This window comes from Teichococcus vastitatis (genome assembly GCF_003604215.1).
Lineage (GTDB): Bacteria > Pseudomonadota > Alphaproteobacteria > Acetobacterales > Acetobacteraceae > Pseudoroseomonas > Pseudoroseomonas vastitatis.
Window position 1 is genome coordinate 64,056 of the sequence record NZ_QXGS01000010.1, and the last position, 16,950, is coordinate 81,005.

The 16,950-nt window shown below is 69.3% G+C and carries 19 protein-coding genes and 1 tRNA gene; 7 read left to right on the plus strand and 13 right to left on the minus strand.

Translation table 11 applies throughout. The features are described 5' to 3' along the window. Window positions 1-58: 58 nt before the first annotated feature. Window positions 59-1,492 (plus strand): pyruvate kinase, encoded by a 1,434-nt coding sequence (gene pyk / locus D2K64_RS13870; protein WP_120008971.1) that lies wholly within the window; start codon window positions 59-61, stop codon window positions 1,490-1,492. Window positions 1,493-1,583: 91 nt separating this feature from the next. Here the strand turns inward: pyk and D2K64_RS13875 are convergent, their stop codons facing one another. After that, window positions 1,584-2,165 carry a tetratricopeptide repeat protein gene (locus tag D2K64_RS13875; protein ID WP_157985840.1) on the minus strand — a complete coding sequence of 194 codons (582 nt, stop codon included), beginning with the start codon at window positions 2,163-2,165 and terminating at the stop codon, window positions 1,584-1,586. 201 nt (window positions 2,166-2,366) lie between these two features. On the opposite strand from D2K64_RS13875, the gene osmF reads away from it, so the two are divergent. Genes osmF through D2K64_RS13895 form a run of 4 tightly spaced genes read left to right on the plus strand, consistent with a single transcriptional unit; the run spans window position 2,367 to window position 6,134 of the window. Then, entirely contained in the window at window positions 2,367-3,305 is a 939-nt protein-coding gene (osmF, locus tag D2K64_RS13880) for a glycine betaine ABC transporter substrate-binding protein OsmF (RefSeq protein WP_120008973.1), read from the plus strand. Continuing rightward, window positions 3,305-4,501: an ABC transporter permease gene (locus D2K64_RS13885; RefSeq protein WP_120008974.1), complete on the plus strand. Its 1,197-nt coding sequence runs from the start codon at window positions 3,305-3,307 to the stop codon at window positions 4,499-4,501. The genes osmF and D2K64_RS13885 overlap by 1 nt, the downstream gene beginning before the upstream one ends. Beyond that, window positions 4,498-5,427 (plus strand): ABC transporter ATP-binding protein, encoded by a 930-nt coding sequence (locus tag D2K64_RS13890; RefSeq protein WP_120008975.1) that lies wholly within the window; start codon window positions 4,498-4,500, stop codon window positions 5,425-5,427. The genes D2K64_RS13885 and D2K64_RS13890 overlap by 4 nt, the downstream gene beginning before the upstream one ends. Further along, a complete protein-coding gene (locus D2K64_RS13895) occupies window positions 5,424-6,134 on the plus strand; it encodes an ABC transporter permease (RefSeq protein WP_241792561.1) in 711 nt (236 codons plus the stop codon). The genes D2K64_RS13890 and D2K64_RS13895 overlap by 4 nt, the downstream gene beginning before the upstream one ends. A gap of 22 nt (window positions 6,135-6,156) precedes the next feature. On the opposite strand, the gene D2K64_RS13900 is transcribed toward D2K64_RS13895, so the two are convergent. From D2K64_RS13900 to D2K64_RS13925, 6 genes are all read right to left on the minus strand, one after another. Continuing rightward, window positions 6,157-7,158: a branched-chain amino acid ABC transporter permease gene (locus D2K64_RS13900; RefSeq protein WP_120008976.1), complete on the minus strand. Its 1,002-nt coding sequence runs from the start codon at window positions 7,156-7,158 to the stop codon at window positions 6,157-6,159. Window positions 7,159-7,161: 3 nt separating this feature from the next. Then, window positions 7,162-8,049 carry a branched-chain amino acid ABC transporter permease gene (locus tag D2K64_RS13905; RefSeq protein ID WP_120008977.1) on the minus strand — a complete coding sequence of 296 codons (888 nt, stop codon included), beginning with the start codon at window positions 8,047-8,049 and terminating at the stop codon, window positions 7,162-7,164. A gap of 64 nt (window positions 8,050-8,113) precedes the next feature. After that, window positions 8,114-9,358, minus strand: a complete 1,245-nt coding sequence (locus D2K64_RS13910; RefSeq protein WP_120008978.1) for an ABC transporter substrate-binding protein — start codon at window positions 9,356-9,358, stop codon at window positions 8,114-8,116. Between the two features lie 95 nt (window positions 9,359-9,453). After that, window positions 9,454-10,158, minus strand: a complete 705-nt coding sequence (locus D2K64_RS13915) for an ABC transporter ATP-binding protein (protein WP_120009022.1) — start codon at window positions 10,156-10,158, stop codon at window positions 9,454-9,456. Beyond that, window positions 10,151-10,924 carry an ABC transporter ATP-binding protein gene (locus tag D2K64_RS13920; RefSeq protein ID WP_120008979.1) on the minus strand — a complete coding sequence of 258 codons (774 nt, stop codon included), beginning with the start codon at window positions 10,922-10,924 and terminating at the stop codon, window positions 10,151-10,153. Before D2K64_RS13920 ends, D2K64_RS13915 begins: the two co-directional genes overlap by 8 nt. 106 nt (window positions 10,925-11,030) lie before the next feature. Beyond that, window positions 11,031-11,486 carry an RrF2 family transcriptional regulator gene (locus D2K64_RS13925; RefSeq protein ID WP_120008980.1) on the minus strand — a complete coding sequence of 152 codons (456 nt, stop codon included), beginning with the start codon at window positions 11,484-11,486 and terminating at the stop codon, window positions 11,031-11,033. A 48-nt stretch (window positions 11,487-11,534) separates the two neighbouring features. On the opposite strand from D2K64_RS13925, the gene cysK reads away from it, so the two are divergent. Further along, on the plus strand, window positions 11,535-12,506 hold the full coding sequence (cysK, locus tag D2K64_RS13930) for a cysteine synthase A (RefSeq protein WP_120008981.1): 972 nt from the start codon (window positions 11,535-11,537) through the stop codon (window positions 12,504-12,506). A gap of 13 nt (window positions 12,507-12,519) precedes the next feature. Here cysK and D2K64_RS13935 read toward each other — a convergent pair whose 3' ends face one another. Next, a complete protein-coding gene (locus D2K64_RS13935) occupies window positions 12,520-12,990 on the minus strand; it encodes an Lrp/AsnC family transcriptional regulator (protein WP_202910670.1) in 471 nt (156 codons plus the stop codon). A gap of 225 nt (window positions 12,991-13,215) precedes the next feature. On the opposite strand from D2K64_RS13935, the gene D2K64_RS13940 reads away from it, so the two are divergent. Further along, window positions 13,216-13,740, plus strand: a complete 525-nt coding sequence (locus tag D2K64_RS13940) for a cysteine dioxygenase family protein (RefSeq protein WP_120008982.1) — start codon at window positions 13,216-13,218, stop codon at window positions 13,738-13,740. A gap of 89 nt (window positions 13,741-13,829) precedes the next feature. On the opposite strand, the gene D2K64_RS13945 is transcribed toward D2K64_RS13940, so the two are convergent. From D2K64_RS13945 to D2K64_RS13965, 5 genes are all read right to left on the minus strand, one after another. Next, a tRNA-Pro gene (locus D2K64_RS13945) sits at window positions 13,830-13,906 on the minus strand. Window positions 13,907-13,969: 63 nt separating this feature from the next. Next, a complete protein-coding gene (locus D2K64_RS13950; protein ID WP_120008983.1) occupies window positions 13,970-14,389 on the minus strand; it encodes a MerR family transcriptional regulator in 420 nt (139 codons plus the stop codon). Between the two features lie 59 nt (window positions 14,390-14,448). After that, window positions 14,449-14,760, minus strand: a complete 312-nt coding sequence (locus D2K64_RS13955) for an integration host factor subunit alpha (protein ID WP_120008984.1) — start codon at window positions 14,758-14,760, stop codon at window positions 14,449-14,451. Window positions 14,761-14,920: 160 nt separating this feature from the next. Then, window positions 14,921-15,496: a GNAT family N-acetyltransferase gene (locus D2K64_RS13960; protein WP_120009024.1), complete on the minus strand. Its 576-nt coding sequence runs from the start codon at window positions 15,494-15,496 to the stop codon at window positions 14,921-14,923. A 97-nt stretch (window positions 15,497-15,593) separates the two neighbouring features. After that, on the minus strand, window positions 15,594-16,913 hold the full coding sequence (locus D2K64_RS13965; RefSeq protein WP_120008985.1) for an RsmB/NOP family class I SAM-dependent RNA methyltransferase: 1,320 nt from the start codon (window positions 16,911-16,913) through the stop codon (window positions 15,594-15,596). Between the last annotated feature and the right edge of the window lie 37 nt (window positions 16,914-16,950).

Genomic DNA, 16,950 nt, shown 5'->3' on the forward strand with positions numbered 1-16,950 from the left:
CGATTGCTCCCCGTTCCGCCAGCCCCGCGCGTCCCGCGTGAGACAAAAGGATATCGCCTTGCCGCCGCGTCTTCCCATCCGCCGCCGCCGCCGCACCAAGATCGTCGCGACCCTGGGTCCGGCCTCCTCCACGCCGGAGGTGATCGAGCGCCTGTATCGCGGCGGCGCCGACGTGTTCCGCCTGAACTTCAGCCATGGCAGCCATGAGGACCACGCCGCGCGCATCCTGATGATCCGCGCGCTGGAAAAGAAGGTCGGCCGGCCGATCGGGATCCTGGCGGATGTGCAGGGGCCGAAGCTGCGGGTCGGGCGCTTCCAGGGCGGCCGGGTGCAGTTGCAGACCGGCCAGCGCTTCCGCCTCGACATGAGCGCCACGCCGGGCGACGTGCGACGGGTGCAACTGCCTCACCCCGAGATCATGGAGGCGGCCCGCATCGGCACCACGCTGTTGCTGGACGATGGCAAGCTGCGCCTGCGCGTGGTTCACAAGCGTGACGACCATCTGGAAACCGAGATCCTGGTGGGTGGCGCATTGTCCGACCGCAAGGGCGTCAACGTTCCCGATGTGGCGCTGCCGATCCCGGCGCTGACCGCCAAGGACCGTGCCGACCTCGATTTCGTGCTGCCGCTCGGCATCGAATATATCGGCCTGAGCTTCGTGCAGCGGCCCGAGGATGTGGCGGAAACCAAGGCGATCGCCGATGGCCGCGCCTGGGTCATGGTGAAGATGGAGAAGCCGCAGGCAGTGGAGAACCTGGAAGGCATCCTCGACCTCGCCGATTGCGTCATGGTGGCACGCGGCGACCTCGGCGTGGAATGCCCGCCCGAGGAGGTGCCGCTGATCCAGAAGCGCATCGTGCGCGAGGCGCGCGCCCGCGGCCTCCCGGTGGTGGTCGCCACGCAGATGCTGGAATCCATGATCTCCGCCCCCGCGCCGACCCGCGCCGAGGCATCGGACGTCGCGACGGCGGTGTTCGACGGGGCGGATGCGGTGATGCTCTCCGCCGAGAGCGCCGCCGGCCAGTTCCCGTTCGAGGCGGTGAACATGATGGACCGCATCCTGGCCCGGGTGGAACAGGACACCGGCTGGCGGCAGATTACCGATGCCGCGCGCCCGGCGCCGGAGAAGAACTCGGCCGGCGCCATCGCCGCCGCAGCGCGGCAGGTGGCCGAGACCATTGATGCGGAGGTGATCGCCACCTTCACCGCCACCGGCTCCACGACGCTGCGCGTGGCGCGGGAACGTCCCGGCAGTCCGATTCTGGGCCTGACCTCCAGCGAAAGCACGGCTCGGCGGATGGCGGTGGTCTGGGGCGTGCATCCCCTGCCCTCGGCCGAGCCGCACTCGATGACTGACATGGTGGCCAAGGCGGTGCGCGCGGCACAGACGGAAGGCTTCGCCCAGTCCGGCGACGAGGTGGTGGTCACGGCCGGCGTGCCCTTCGGCACGCCGGGTACCACCAACGCGTTGCGCGTCGCGGTGGTCAAGTAGCCGTGGCGAACTGGCCGGGGGAGGTCCTCCTCCGCCCCCGTCGCAGCGTAAGGCGGAAGCCTGGCCTGAGACCCCGGCTATACCCCCTGGACTAGATTCCCTGTCCACGCGCGGCCGTGCGCAGGCGCCGCAGCCGCTCCTGCGCTCCAGCCATGCGCGGGTGCAGCGTGACTGCCTCCTGCATGGAGCGCAGCGCGCCTTCAGCGTCTCCCATCTGTTCCTGCAGCGCCGACAGCGTCGCCAGGGCGCCAAAATGCCGGGGCTCCAGCACCAGGGTCTGCCGGAGGTCGCGCAAGGCTGCCTGGTAGTCGCCCGCCGCGATCAGCGCCTGGGCCCGCATCAGCCAGGCTTCGGCATAGTCGGGCTGCAGGGTCAGCGCGGCATCGAAATCCTCCACCGCATCGGCGGCCGCCTCGGCGCCGAGGTTGCGCTGGCCGCGCCCCAGCAGCAGCGTCACGGCGGGTGAGGCGGCCTGAGCCCATAATCCCCGGATCCGCGCCTCCAGCGCCGCGGCGGCGGTGTCATCCGGCGCAGCCGGCAAGGCATCCAGAAGCCGCTTCAACTCGCCCTTGCGGGCTTCGGCCGAAGCCGGTGGCGGCTGCTGTGCCCGCGCCGCTGGGAGACCGGCCGGCAGCAGGGCGGTGAGCAGGAACATCATCGGGATGGCGCGCATGATGCAAAAGTCGGCATCCCGGCCGCACCGTGCAAGCGGAATCCCGGCTTGGCAAGCCGGGGCGGCGCGGCCAGTCTGCTGGCTCATGATCCGCCGCGGATTTCTTCAGCCGCGCCTGACACCGCACGCAAGCTGGTACGTTGCCGAGGAACGTCGCGCTGCCGCTGTGGCCATCCCGTCAACCGCCTCGGAGGACCATCCATGTCCCGCTTTCATCGTCGTGCCGTGCTGGCTGCGCCGTTCGCCGGCCTGGCCGCTCCGCTGATCGGCTCTCTTCCCGCCCGGGGACAGGGCCAGCCCGTGGTGATCGGCTCAAAGCTCGACACCGAGGGAGCGTTGCTGGGCGAAATGATGGCGCAGCTTCTGGAAGCCCGGAAGGTGCCGGTGCAGCGCCGCCTGCAACTCGGCCCGACGCGGATCGTGCGCCAGGCGTTGCTGTCCGGGGAGATCGACCTGTATCCCGAATACACCGGAAACGGTGCCTTCTTCTTCCAGATGGAAGCCGACCCGGCCTGGCATGATGCGGCCCAGGCGGCCGCCAAGGTCCGCGCGCTGGACGCCGAGCGCAACAAGCTGGTCTGGCTGGAGCCGGCGGCGGCCAACAACACCTGGGCCATCGCCATCCGCCGCGACCTGGCCCGGAGCGGCGGCCTCGCGACCCTGGCGGATCTGCCCGCGCACCTCGCCCGCAACGGCGCGTTCAAGCTGGCCGCCTCGGCCGAGTTCGTGGAAAGCCCCGCCGCCTTGCCCGCCTTCCAGAAGGCCTACGGCTTCACCCTGCCGGCGGAGCGTCTGCTGGTGCTTTCGGGCGGCGACACAGCGGTGACCATGCGGGCCGCGGCCGAGCAGCTGAATGGCGTCAATGCCGCCATGGTCTACGGCACCGATGGCGCCATCGCCGCGTTGGACCTGCAGGTGTTGGGCGATCCCAAGGGCGCGCAGATCGTGTACCAGCCGGCACCGGTGGTGCGGCAGGCGGTGGCGGAGCGGCTGCCGCAGCTGGGCGACTGGATGCGGCCCTTGTTCGCGTCGCTGTCGCTGGAAACGCTGCAGACCCTGAACGCCCGCATCGTCGTGGAAGGCCAGCCGGCGCAACAGGTGGCAGCCGCCCATCTGCGCGGCCTCGGCGCGCCGGGCTGATGCCGTCGCAGCCGGCGGCGCTGGCGGCCCGCCTTCCGCTGACAGGCACGGCGCCGCCGCCGCGGGAAGCGATGGCCGTGGCGACCCTGTCGGTTCTTGCCGTGCTGGCACCCCTGGTTCTGGGGGTGCTGTCGCTGGCCCCGAACCGGCTGCTCAGCCCCCGCGCCGCGGCGATGCCGCAGACCGCGGGCGTGATCATCTGCCTCGGGCTGTTTCTCGGCTTCTGCCTGGGCACCGCGTTGCTGGCACGCCGTGCGGCGTGGCTGGGCTGGGCGGAGCTTGCCGCGGCCCTGGCGCTGTGTGCCCTGCTTGCGGGCATCGGCGTGGCGGCGGGCGAGGTGCTGCGGGATGCCTCCCCCGCAGCCCGCGCCACGCCCGCGGCCGGGTTCTGGATGGCGATGCTGTTGTTGGCCCTGGCGGCAGGCTGCTGCGCCGCGGGCCGGGGCGGCACACCGCGGAACTTCATGGTGGCCGTCGTGTTGGGCTTCGGCCTGCTCTGGGCCGCAGGGTTGCTGGGCAACCTGTCGGTGGCGCGCGAGGCTTCGGCGCGCGGCGCGGAGATCCGCGCCGCAGCGATACAGCATCTGGGGCTGTCGGGCAGCGCGCTGCTGCTGGCCCTGGCCGTGTCGCTGCCGCTCAGCCTGCTGGCCTTGCGCCACCGCAAACTGGAAGCGGCCCTGATGGGCGTGGCCAATGGCTTCCAGGTGGTACCGTCCATCGCCTTGTTCGGCCTGCTGATGGGGCCGCTGGGGGCGTTGGTAAGCTGGGCACCCGGGTTGCGCGACTGGGGCGTGGGCGGCATCGGCCCGGCCCCGGCGGTGCTCGGCATCGCCGTGTACCTGCTGCTGCCCCTGTGCAGCGCCTTTCTGGCAGGGCTGCGGGTGGTTCCGCCCGCGCTGATCGATGCGGCGCGCGGGCAAGGCCTCACGGAGGCCGGCATCCTGCGCCGGCTGCGCATCCCGCTCGGCCTGGGCGTCATGCTGGGAGGGCTGAGGGTCGCCGCCGTGCAGGCCATCGGACTGGCGACTCTCGCCGCGCTGATCGGCGGCGGCGGGCTGGGCACGCTGGTGTTCCAGGGCATCGGCCAGCTCGCCACCGATCTCATCCTGCTCGGCGTGCTGCCGATGGTGGCGTTGTCGCTGCTGGCCGATGGCGGCTGTGCCGCGTTGCAGGCGGCGCTGGAGCGCGGGCCATGATCCGCTTCGAGGGCGTGTCCCGCCGCTACGGAGAACAGGCGGCCGTGGACCGCGTCACCCTGGAGGTTCCACGCGGCAGCATCTGCGTGCTGCTGGGAGAGTCCGGCTCCGGCAAGTCCACCTTGATGCGCATGGTCAACAGGCTGGTGGAGCCCAGCGCCGGGCGGGTTCTGGTGGATGGCCGCGATGTGGCGGGTGCCGATCCGGAGGAGCTTCGCCGCGGCATCGGCTATGTGATCCAGTCGGTAGGGCTGTTTCCCCATTGGCGCGTGGCGGACAACATCGCCACCGTGCCGCGCCTGCTGGGCTGGGAGCCGGCGCGCATCGCAGCCCGGGTCGAGACCCTGCTGGAACTGGTCGGGTTGGAGGCGACCCTGTTCCGCGACCGGTTCCCGCACGAGCTGTCCGGCGGACAGGCACAGCGCGTAGGCCTGGCCCGCGCCCTGGCCGCCGATCCGCCCCTGCTGCTGATGGATGAACCCTTTTCCGCACTCGACCCCGGCACCCGGCGCGGCCTGCAGGTGGCGCTGCGGGAGATCCATGCCGAAACCGGCAAGACCATCCTGTTCGTGACGCATGATGTGGAGGAAGCCCTGGCCCTGGCCGATAGGCTGGCCGTGCTGGACCAGGGGCAGCTGGTGGCGCAGGGTCGTCCGGCGGCGTTGCTGGAAGGCGCGGCGCAGGGGCCGGTGCGGCGGATCTTTGGCGAGGAAAGCCTTGCCTTCCACCGGCTGGCCACGCTGCCGGCCCGCAGCCTTGCCCGGGTTGGAGATGCCGACGGGTTGCCGATGCTGCCGGCCGACGCGACGCTGAAGCAGGCGCTGATGCTGATGTTGTCGGAAAACAGCGCCCGACTGGCCCTGCCGGCCGAGGCCGGCTTCGGTGGTGGAACCCTGCACTGGACCGATCTGGTGACGGCACGGTGAGGGCCTTGCTGGCCAACCTGTTGCTGTTCGGCGCAGCGATGGTGGCCGCCCCTTACCTGGGACCGCTGTGGCACGCTCTGTTCCCGGAGGTGTCGCGGCCGGTCTGGGACAGCCCGGGCTGGTTTTCGCTGCTGGGCGAGCACCTGATGCTATCGCTCGGGGCGACGCTGATCGCCGCCATCCTCGGCCTCGGCGCCGCAATCCTGGCCACGCGCCCGGCCGGGCGCGCCCTGCGACCCCTGCTGGATGCGGTGTTCTCCCTGGCCCAGGCAGTGCCGCCGGTCGCGGCCATCGCGCTGTCCTTGCCGCTCCTCGGCTTCGGTGCCGCCCCTACCCTGCTGGCCTTGGTGCTTTATGCCGCGCTGCCGGTGATGCGCAGCGCCGTGGGCGGGCTCGACGCGGTGCCGGCGCCGGTGCTGGACGCGGCGCGCGGCACCGGCATGGGGTCCGCGCGCATCCTGGCCCAGGTGGAGCTGCCGCTGGCCCTGCCAGTGATCCAGGCCGGGTTGCGGGTCGCGCTGGTGCTGGCCATCGCCACCACTGCGGTCGGGGCCGTGGCGGGCGCACGCTGCCTCGGCACGCCGATCGTCACCGGACTGGCGAACGGCAACCCGTCCTGGGTGCTGCAGGGCGCGATCTTCACCGCCTGGCTGGCGCTGATCGCCGATCAGGCCCTGCGTCTCGGCCTCGGGCGCCACTCCGGCTGAGGCGGCGTTTCCCTGACGCGGCTCAGAGCCGCACCCGCAGCCAGCGGCCGACCTCGCCAGCAATGCCCGCGCGGAACGCCAGCACGCAGGCGACGAAGATGCAGCCCTGGATCACCGTCACCCAGGCGCCGAACTCGGCCAGGTAGTTCTGCATGGACACGATCACCGCCGCGCCGAGGACGGGGCCGAACACCGTGCCGAGGCCGCCGACCAGGGTCATCAGCACCACCTCGCCGGACATCGCCCAGTAGACATCGGTCAGGGTAGCGATGCCGAACACCAGCGCCTTGGTGCCGCCGGCCACGCCTGCCAGCGCCGCCGACAGGGTGAAGGCGATCAGCTTGTAGTCATCCACGCGATAGCCAAGCGAGATCGCGCGCGGCTCGTTCTCCCGGATGGCGGTCAGCACCTGGCCAAAGGGCGAGTGGATGATGCGGTTGATCAGCAGGAAGCCCGCCAGGAACACGCCGGCCACCAGCCAGTACATGTTCATGTCGGGAGCCAGGCTGAAGAGCCCGAGGAAGTTGCCGCGCGGCACGGACTGGATGCCGTCCTCGCCGCCGGTGAACGGGGCCTGCAGGCAGACGAAGAACACCATCTGCGCCAGCGCCAGCGTGATCATGGCGAAGTAGATGCCCTGCCGGCGGATCGCGATCCAGCCCGACACCACCCCCAGCACCGCGCCCACGGCACCGCCGGCCAGGATCGCCAGTTCGGGGCTGAGGCCCCAAACCTTCGCCGCATGCGCCGCGACATAGCCGCCCATACCGAAGAACATGGCGTGGCCGAACGACAGCAGGCCGACATAGCCGATCAGGAGGTTGAACGCGCAGGCAAACAGCGCGAAGCACAGCAGCTTCATCAGGAACACCGGGTAAAGCACGAACGGCCCGACCAGCAGAACCGCCAGCAACAGCAGGAAGGCAATGCTTTGCGCCCGGTTGAAGCCCAGCAAAGACAGGCCGGGCAGGCCCGGGCTCTGGTGCGGCGTCGGCGCCGTGAAGGCGGTCGCTTGTCCGGCCATGCGTCAGGCCCTCCCGAACAGGCCGGCCGGCCGCGCCAGCAGCACGATGGCCATGATAACGAAGATCACGGTGGAAGACGCTTCCGGGTAGAACACCTTGGTCAATCCTTCCACCAGCCCAAGCCCGAAGCCGGTGAGCACCGAGCCCAGGATGGACCCCATGCCGCCGATCACCACCACGGCGAACACGGTGATGATCAGGCTCGACCCCATCTGCGGGTTCACCGAATAGATCGGCGCCGCCAGCACGCCGGCGAAGGCGGCCAGTGCGACCCCGGCGGCATAGGTCAGGGTCATCATCCGCGGCACGTTGACGCCGAAGGCCTGCACTAGCGCCGCATTCTCCGTCGCGGCGCGCAGATAGGCGCCAAGCCGCGTCTTCTCGATGATGATCCAGGTGGCCAGGCTCATCACCACCGCCGCCGCTACCACCCAGAGCCGGTATTTCGGCAGGAACATAAAGCCCAGATCCACCGGCGGGCCGCTCAGCAGCTCCGGCGGGGCGTAGGGCAGGCCGGAGGAGCCGAAGCCGTTGCGAAACAATCCCTCGATGATCAGTGCCAGGCCGAAGGTCAGCAGCAGGCCGTACAGGTGATCCAGCTTGTACAGGCGGCTGATCATGGTGCGTTCCAGCACCACGCCGAATGCGCCGACGATCAGCGGCGCCAGGATCAGCGCCGGCCAGTAGCCAATGCCGACCCAGTTCAGCAGCATCCAGGCCACAAAGGCGCCGACCATGAACTGCGCGCCATGCGCGAAGTTGATCACGTTCAGCATGCCGAAGATCACGGCGAGGCCGAGTGACAGAAGCGCGTAGAAGGCGCCGTTCACCAGCCCGAGCACCACCTGCGGCAGGCCGAGTTCCAGTTGGAAAATCAGGTCTTCGATCACCGGCGGGTCATCCTGGGGCGAAGCAAGGGAGAGGCGCGGGCCGCGTCCGGCCCGTGCCGGCAGGTCAGGCGCGCACCAGCGGGCAGGCACCCTCGGACACCGGCCTCCAGGCCTCCTCGGCCGGGGTGGTCTGCACCAGCTTGTAGTAGTCCCAGGCGCCCTTCGACTCCTCGGGCTTCTTCACCTCGAACAGGTAGACCGGGTGCAACTTGCGCCCGTCCTCGCGGATCGTGCCGGCGCCGAAGCAGTCATCATCCGTGGGCATCGCCTTCATCCGCGCCACCGTGGCGGCGCCGTCCGCCTTGGCCGCGGCCCCGCCCAGATCGGCCACCGTCTTCAGGTAGTGCAGCACGGAAGCGTAGCAGCCGGCATGCGACATGGCCGGGTAGTTGCCGCCGAGGCTGCCCTTGACCCGGTTGGTGAAGGCGCGGGTACGGTCGTTGAGATCCCAGTAGAAGCTTTCCGTGCAGACCAAGCCCTGGGCGGCGGTCAGGCCCAGGCTGTGCACGTCATTGATGAACATCAGCATCACGGCGATCTTGGTGCCACGCCGCGTGACGCCGAACTCGGCCGCCTGCTTGACGCAGTTGATGGTGTCGGTGCCGGCATTGGCCAGCCCGATCACTTTGGCGCGGCTCTGCTGCGCCTGCAGCAGGTAGGACGAGAAATCGGTGGATTGCAGCGGATGCCGCACCGTGCCCAGCACCTTGCCGCCCGCCGCCTGCACGAAGGCGGAGGTGTTGCGCTCCAGATCATGGCCGAAGGCGTAGTCGGCCGTGATGAAGAACCAGCTGTCGGCACCGGTCTTCACCATGGCACCGCCGGTCGACTTGGCCAGCATATAGGTGTCATAGGTCCAGTGCACCGTGTTGGGGCTGCACTGCTTGCCGGTCAGTTCGGTGGTGCCGCCGGTGGAATTCAGATAGACCTTGTTCTTCTCGCGGACGATGCCGTTGATCGCCAGCGCGACGGCGGAGTTTGGCACATCAACGATCACGTCGACGCCGTCACGGTCGATCCACTGCCGGGCGATGGTGGCGCCCACATCCGCCTTGTTCTGGTGGTCGGCCTGCACGACCTCAACATTGACGCCCTTGGCGGCGATGCCGCTGTCCTGGATAGCCTGGCGCACGCAGGCGGTGGAGGTCGGGCCGGACACCTCGCGGTACACGCCGGACTGGTCGTTCAGCACGCCGATCTTGAGCGAAGTCGCGCCCTGCGCGCGGCCGCGCGACGGCAGGCCTGCGAGGGCGGGAACCAGGGCCAGGGCGGCGCCGGACATCAGAAGGCTGCGGCGATCTTGAACCATGAACGAAAGCTCCCTTTCGCCCCTGTTATCTCCCGGGGCCGGAGGTGTCAGGCCAGCCAATGCCGGAGTGCTGGCAAGGGCATCCGGAACGTCCTTCAGACGCCCAGATATTCGTGCAGCCGCTCCATGGCGCCGGCCATCTCGGCATTGGCAACCGCATCGACGACGCGGCCATGCTCCATGACGTAGTGGCGGTCGGCCACGGTTTGCGCGAAGCGGAAATTCTGTTCCACCAAAAGAATGGTGAAGCCGCGCTGCTTGATCTCCCGGATGGTGCGGCCGATCTGCTGCACAATCACTGGCGCCAGCCCCTCGGTCGGCTCGTCCAGCATCAGCAGGCGGGCCCCGGTGCGCAGGATGCGGGCAATGGCAAGCATCTGCTGCTCGCCGCCCGAGAGCCGGGTGCCCGGCGAGCGGGCGCGTTCCTTCAGGTTCGGGAACAAGGTGTAGATTTCGTCCAGCGACAGGCCGCCCGGCCGCACCACCGGCGGCAGAAGCAGGTTCTCGGTCACGTCGAGGCTGGCGAAGATGCCGCGCTCCTCCGGACAGAGCGCGATGCCGGCGCGGGCAATGCGATCGCTGCGGGTGCCGATCAGTTCCTGCTCGTCGAAGCGGACGCTGCCGCTGCGGCGTCCGACGAGGCCCATGATGGATCGGAGGGTGCTGGTCTTGCCGGCGCCGTTGCGGCCCAGCAGCGTCACCACCTCGCCCTCGCGGACCTCGATGTCGACGCCGTGCAGCACATGGCTCTCGCCGTACCAGGCCTGCAGCCCCTCGACCTTCAGCAGCGGCTCAGCCATGCGCGCTGCCGCCGGCAATGGAGGGATCGCTGCCCAGATAGGCCGCCACCACCTCGGGGTTGCGCGACACCTCGGCGTAAGGGCCTTCGGCCAGGATGCGGCCGCGCGTCAGCACCGTGATGGTGTCGCACAGGCCTTCCACCACCTTCAGGTTGTGCTCCACCATCAGAACGGTGCGGCCCTGTGCCACGCGCTTCACCAGAGCGACGATGCGGTCGACATCCTCGGCGGTCATGCCGGCGGTGGGCTCGTCCAGCAGCATCATGGTCGGCTCCAGCGCCAGCGTCGTGGCGATCTCCAGCGCCCGCTTGCGGCCATAGGGCAGTTCCCCTGCCGGCCGCTGGGCGAAGGTGGTGAGGCCCACATCCTCCAGCAATTCCCGCGCCCGGTCATCGAAGCGTCGCAGCACGCTGTCGGAGCGCCAGAAATCGAACGAGCCGCCGCGCTGCCGTTGCAGCGCCACGCGAACATTCTCCAGCACCGTGAGGTGCGGAAACACCGCCGAGATCTGAAAGGACCGCACCAGGCCGAGCCGCGCCACCTCGGCCGGCTTCATGCGCGTGATGTCGCGCCCGTTGAAGCGGATGCTGCCGCTGCTGGGTGGGATGAACTTGGTCAACAGGTTGAAGCAGGTGGTCTTGCCGGCGCCATTGGGGCCGATCAACCCATGGATGCTGCCGCGCCGCACCGACAGCGACACGTCCCCCACGGCGGTGAAGCCGAGGAACTGCTTGCTCAGCCCCTGCGTCTCCAGAATGGCGTCCATTCGGCTCCTCCCAGTCCTGCCCCGGCCTTGTGTCCGACCATTGCGCTGCGAGCATGACCGAAGCCGTGGCCGTGGTGCAAGTAGCGGTTTCGAGCGCAGTTCGAGCTTAAATGGCGAAGTTGAGAGCTTCCGGCGCGGGCCGTTCCAGGCCCTCCACCGCAGCCCGGCGCAATAGTTCGGCCACGGTGCGGCTGGCCAGGGTTTCCAGCAGGCTGCCTTCCAGCTCCGCCCAGAGGGGCTGCACGACCTTTGTCTGCAAGGCCGAGGGGGATGTCGCCACCGGCTCCTCCTCCGCGTCCGACGGGCGCGTGGCCGAGACCACCTCGGCAAGGGTGATGTCGCGGGCGGCACGCCCCAGGCGGTAGCCGCCACGCGGCCCGCGCGTGCTGCCCAGGATGCCGGCGCGCGACAGCGCCTGCAGCACCGGCTCGATGCCGCGCCGTGCCTCGCCCAGGCGGTCAGCGATGTCCCCCGCCGGAACCGTGGTGCCGCGGCCGGCATGGAATGCCACGTCCAGCACGATGGATACTGCCGTCATGGCCCGATCCCGTCGCAGCAACATCGTTCAACCCCCCTGATCCACGCGGCCTGTCCGTGATATAGCTTGTCCATGCCCGAAGGAAACACCCCTCCCCCGGCCCAGGCGGGCCGACTGCACGACAGCATCCTCTCCACCGTCGGAAACACCCCGCTGGTGCGCCTGCCGCGGCTGGAGGCGGAGCGCGGCCTGCAGGCCCGGCTGGCGATGAAGCTGGAGTTCTTCAATCCACTCGGTTCCATCAAGGACCGGATCGGCCTGGCCATGGTCGAAACGGCCGAGCGCGAGGGGCTGATCGCCCCGGATCGTTCCGTGCTGGTGGAGCCGACCTCAGGCAATACCGGCATCGCTCTGGGCTTCGTCGCGGCCGCGAAGGGCTACCGCCTGATCGTCACCATGCCCGACGGTGCCAGCATCGAGCGGCGCAAAATGCTGCGGCTGCTCGGCGCCGAAGTGGAGCTGACGCCCGCCCGGGATGGCATGACCGGCGCGATCGCTCGCGCCGAGGCCATCCTGTCTGAAACACCCGGGGCCTGGATGCCGCGGCAATTCGACAATTCCGCCAATCCGGCGATCCATGAGGCCACCACCGCGGAGGAGATCTGGCGCGACACCGCCGGGCAGGTGGATGCGGTGGTGGCAGGCATCGGCACGGGGGGGTCGCTGACTGGCATCGCCCGCGCCCTGAAGCCACGGAGGCCGGATCTGCGCATCATCGGCGTGGAACCTGCGGAATCGGCCGTGTTGTCCGGGGATGACCCTGGCCCCCACACCATCCAGGGCATCGGGGCCGGCTTCCGCCCGGCCGTGCTGGAGCTGTCCCGACTGGACGAGGTGAAGCGCGTCACCGAGCGCGAAAGCTTCGCCGCCGCCCGGCTCTGCGCGCGCGCCGAGGGCCTGCCGGTGGGCATTTCCTCGGGCGCGGTGCTGCACGCCATGCTGGAGGTTGCGGCGGAGCCCGCCATGGCCGGCAAGCTGGTGGTCGGCATCGCCGCCTCCTTTGCCGAGCGCTACCTGTCCACGGAACTGTTCAGCGGCCTGTGAGCCGCGGGGCAGGTCAGCGGGCGTAGTGCAGCGGGATCTCAGTGGTGGACTTCATCTCCTCCATGGCGAACATGGAGGTGACGTCGTTCAGCTCGATCCGCTCGATGAGTCGCTGGTAAAGTGCATCATAGGTCTGGATGTCCGGCACCACGGCCCGCAGCAGGTAATCGATCTCCCCGCTCATCCGGTAGATATCCAGGATCTCCGGGATGCCAGACACCGCGCGCCGGAACCGCTCCAGCCATTCCGCATTGTGCTGGCTGGTGCGGACCGCGATGAAGACCGTGATGCCGAGATTCAGCTTCTGACGGTCGAGCAGCGCCACGCGCCGGCGGATGATCCCGGCCTGCTCCAGCTTCTGCACGCGGCGCCAACAGGGCGTGGGCGACAGGCCGGCTTCTTCCGCCAAGCGTGCGATGGGCAGCGTCGCATCCCGTTGCACGGCGGCCAAGATGCGGCGATCGAACTCGTCCAGCAGCGTCATGGCGGGAAGATATTCCTTCCGGACCCGAAGTTCCAGTCGCACAAGCCTCATGCTCTGGCCGGCCTGAAGTAAACTATTCCTCCATCGGGGCTTCTGAGAGCATTTCCTTGGCCATAAGCCTCTCCCTAGCGGCGAAAGGAGCAAGAAGCCGCATCCACGCCTGCCTAGACTCGCCAGGCCGGCGCCGTGCCACGCGGCAAGGCAAGACAGCAAAAGGCCCTCAGGATGCTGATCACCCGTCCCCGCACCAAGCTTGACGCCATGTTGGAGCAGGTTTCCGTGGCCGCGGATGCTGCGTTGCCGGATCGCGCGGCGGCGGTGGCCGATACGCTGGCCCCCTTCGCCATGCTTCCTGGCCTGCTGGCCTCCTGCACACTGACGCCGGATCCGCTGCGCTACACGCGCCACAAACTCTTCTCGGACCCCCGGGGCCGATTCGCTGTCGCCGCGCTGGTCTGGGAGCCGGGTCAGATGAGCCCAATCCACGCCCACCGCACCTGGTGTGCCCTGGCGGTGCAGCAAGGCGTCCTGACCGAGACCTTCTACGGCGAGGGGGGAAGCAGAGAGAGTGACATGGAGCAGCAGGCCGTCGCGCTTCGCCTTCTTGGCGATACGAGCCACGGTTCAGCGGACCCACGATCAATGCACCGGCTGGCCAACCTCAGCTGCAGCATTGCCGTGTCCATTCACGTCTACGGCGTCCCTTACGAGGCGTTCGGAGAGGGTGTGAATCTGGTGTATGGCGGCTGAGGCTGGCCGCGAGCGCGATCGCCCGAATCGAAGGCGGGGTGCTCGCCAGCACCGCCTTGGTCACCGCGAATGATGAGAGTATCGGGCAGTGGTCGGAGCGGCGGGATTCGAACCCACGACCCCCAGTCCCCCAGACTGATGCGCTACCAGGCTGCGCTACGCTCCGATGCGAGCGGCAATAGCACCCTGCTCCACGGCCCTCAACCCCTGCCGCAGGCTGCGTCAGGGCTTATTTGCGCTCCACCAGGGCCCGCAGCTCATCGGCGATGGCGGCCAGCTCGGCGACGGCTTGCCGCAGCGCGGCCTGCCCGGCTTCCGGAGGCATGGCCGCCTCAATCTCCGCATCGGCTTCCGCATCCTGCGGCTCTGGCAGCTCGGAGGCATTGTCGCGCAGCAGACGCTGCACACCCTTGATGGTGTAGCCTTGGGTATAGAGCAGATTGCCGATGCGCCGCAGCAGGGCGATGTCCTCGGGGCGATAATAGCGCCGGCCGCCACCCCGTTTCAGCGGCTTCAACTGGGCGAACTTGGTTTCCCAGAAGCGCAGCACATGCTGCGGGATCTGCAGATCCTCCGCCACCTCGGAAATGGTGCGGAATGCAGTCGGTGCCTTCCGGACCCGCCCGGGAGCGTCCAGATCATCATGCATCGGCCGGGGCCCTCCGAGTCACCACAGACCGGGAGGCAAGGCACAGGCCCGGCACCGGCTCAATCCTCCAGCTCGCTGCCGACCATCTCGCCGTTCAGGCGGGCCTTCAGCACCTGGCTGGGCCGGAAGGACAACACGCGTCGCGGCATGATCGGCACCTCTACTCCGGTCTTCGGATTACGTCCCACCCGCATGCCCTTCTGCCGCACCGCAAACGTGCCAAAGGCCGAGATCTTCACGGGCCGCCCGGCCTCAAGCGCGGCGGAAACGCGCTCCAGCACGTCTTCCAGCAAGGCGGCACTCTCATTGCGGGACAGGCCGACCTGGGCGTAGATCGCCTCGGCCAGTTGCGCGCGAGTGATGGTGTTCATGACCGGTGACGGCCCATGCTTCAAACTCCTCGCAACCCCTTCTTCTTGCAAACAAAACCGGGATGGTCGGCGAAGGTCAATCAGCAGTGGGACTGTGGCGCAGAAGCTTCAGGCATGTGGTGCAATTTTGCCACAGCCAGCGGAAGCGCCGGACAGCCTGTCAGGCGCCGTCCGCCCGTGCGGTGGCCTGCAGCAGATGCTCGATCGGAGACCACAGCAGGGCGACCTGCGGCACGGCGCGGCCACCCACCGCCACGGTGCCCGCCGCGGCGAAACGGCCGCCGAGCCGCTGGTAGAACCAGCGTGACGGGTTGGCGCTCAGCACCCACAGCATCACCGACCGGGAGCCCACTGCCGCCAGATGCGCCGCCGCCGCGCGCATCAGGCGCCGGCCGATGCCCTGGTCCCGCCAGTCGTCGAGGACGTAGAGCGTCTCGATCTCGCTTTGCGCCAGCGCGATGCCAGGTGGCCCGGATTCGAGCCTGCGGCCGGAACTGAAGCCGACGATGCGCGGCCCGTCATCGCCCGGTCCGGCCGGTGCCACAGCCACGAAGGTGGCGGCGGCCTGCCGGCGGTCGGTCATGCCGCGGTGGTAGGAGGCGGCCAGCCGCAATGGCGACAATCCAGCCAGATAGGCGTCGGGCAGGATGCCTGGATAGGTGGTGCGCCAGCTGGCCACATGCACGGCGGCAATGGCGGCGGCGTCGGCCGGGCGGGCTCGGCGGATGCGGATCACCAGCACTTCCCTTCCAAGACGATCACGAGGCCGGATCACGACAGCCGCCATGATGCCGGGTCTTGCGTCGGCCAGAACCGACTCCGTGTGGTGCCGGTCAGGCTTTCCGTTGCAGCACAGCGGCGAAGAAGCCATCCGTGCCATGGCTGTGTGGTGCAAGCTCGAGCCAGGGACCCTCGCAGGGTGGCGTCACCGTGGCACCCTGGGCGGGGGCGATCTCGGCCCAGGCATCCCGCAGCGCCACCGCCTCGAAGGCCGGATGGCGCGACAAGAAGGCGTCCACCTGCCGACTATCCTCCTCGGGCAGCACCGAACAGGTAGCGTAGACCAGCCTTCCGCCCGGGCGCACCAGCCCCGCAGCCGTATCCAGGATCGCGCTCTGTTTCGTGATCAGCTCATCCAGGTCGCGCTGAACGGTTCGCATCCTCGCATCGGGATTGCGCCGCCACGTCCCGGCTCCGGTGCAGGGTGCATCCACCAGCACCCGGTCGAACTGCCCGGCCCGCCGCTTGGCCCAGCGGTCGCCTGGCTCCAGCAGATGCCGCTCGGCATTGTCGACGCCAGCGCGCCGCAGCCGCTTCACCGCGCCCTCCAGCCGAGTCGCCGACACATCGCAGGCGGTGATCCGCCCGCGGTTGCGCATCATCGCTGCCACCGCCAGGGTCTTGCCCGCGGCACCGGCGCAGTAATCAGCCACGCGCATGCCCGGCATGGCGCCAGTCAGCAGGGCGATCAGCTGGCTGCCCTCGTCCTGGATCTCAACCAGCCCCTCGGTGAAGGTCCGGCTGGCGAGGATCGGGCGCCGGTCCGGAATGCGCAGCCCCCAGGGGGAGTAGGCCATTACCTCGGCGCTGATCCCTTCCGCCGCCAGGGACTCCATCGCCGCCTCCCGCGTGGTGCGCAGCAGGTTCGCGCGCAGGTCGAGCGGCGCGGGCTGGTCCATGGCGGCCGCGGCTTCCGGCAGGCCATCGCCGAAGCGGGCACGGTAGCCGGGCAGCGCCCAGTCGGGGAGGTTCAGCCGCGGTCCGTCGGACATGGCGGGGTCGGCCAGCGGCCGGCCGGCAAGGGCCTGGATCGCTGCCATTTCGCCCGGATCCGGCGGGCCCGCATTGAAGCGTCCGCCCGGAAATGCCTGCAGCACACCGTCCACGGTCCAGCCTTCGGCCAGCAGCAGGTAAGCCATCACCAGCAGCCGCGGCGTCGGCGCAAGGCCGAGTCGCGCCAGATGCCAGTCCAGCCGCAGTCGCTGCCGCAGCACGCCCCAGCCGCGCTCGGCCACGGCACGGCGATCACCGCTGCCGATGTAGCGGCGGTCGCGAAAGAAGCTGTTGGCCGTGGCATCGGCGGGGCGGCGCGGCGCCGCGGCCACCTCGGCCACCAGCGCCACCGTCGCGGCGATCCGCGCGGAGGGAGTCATGTCGGGTATTTTCCTGTGGTGAGAAAAGGCCGGGGAC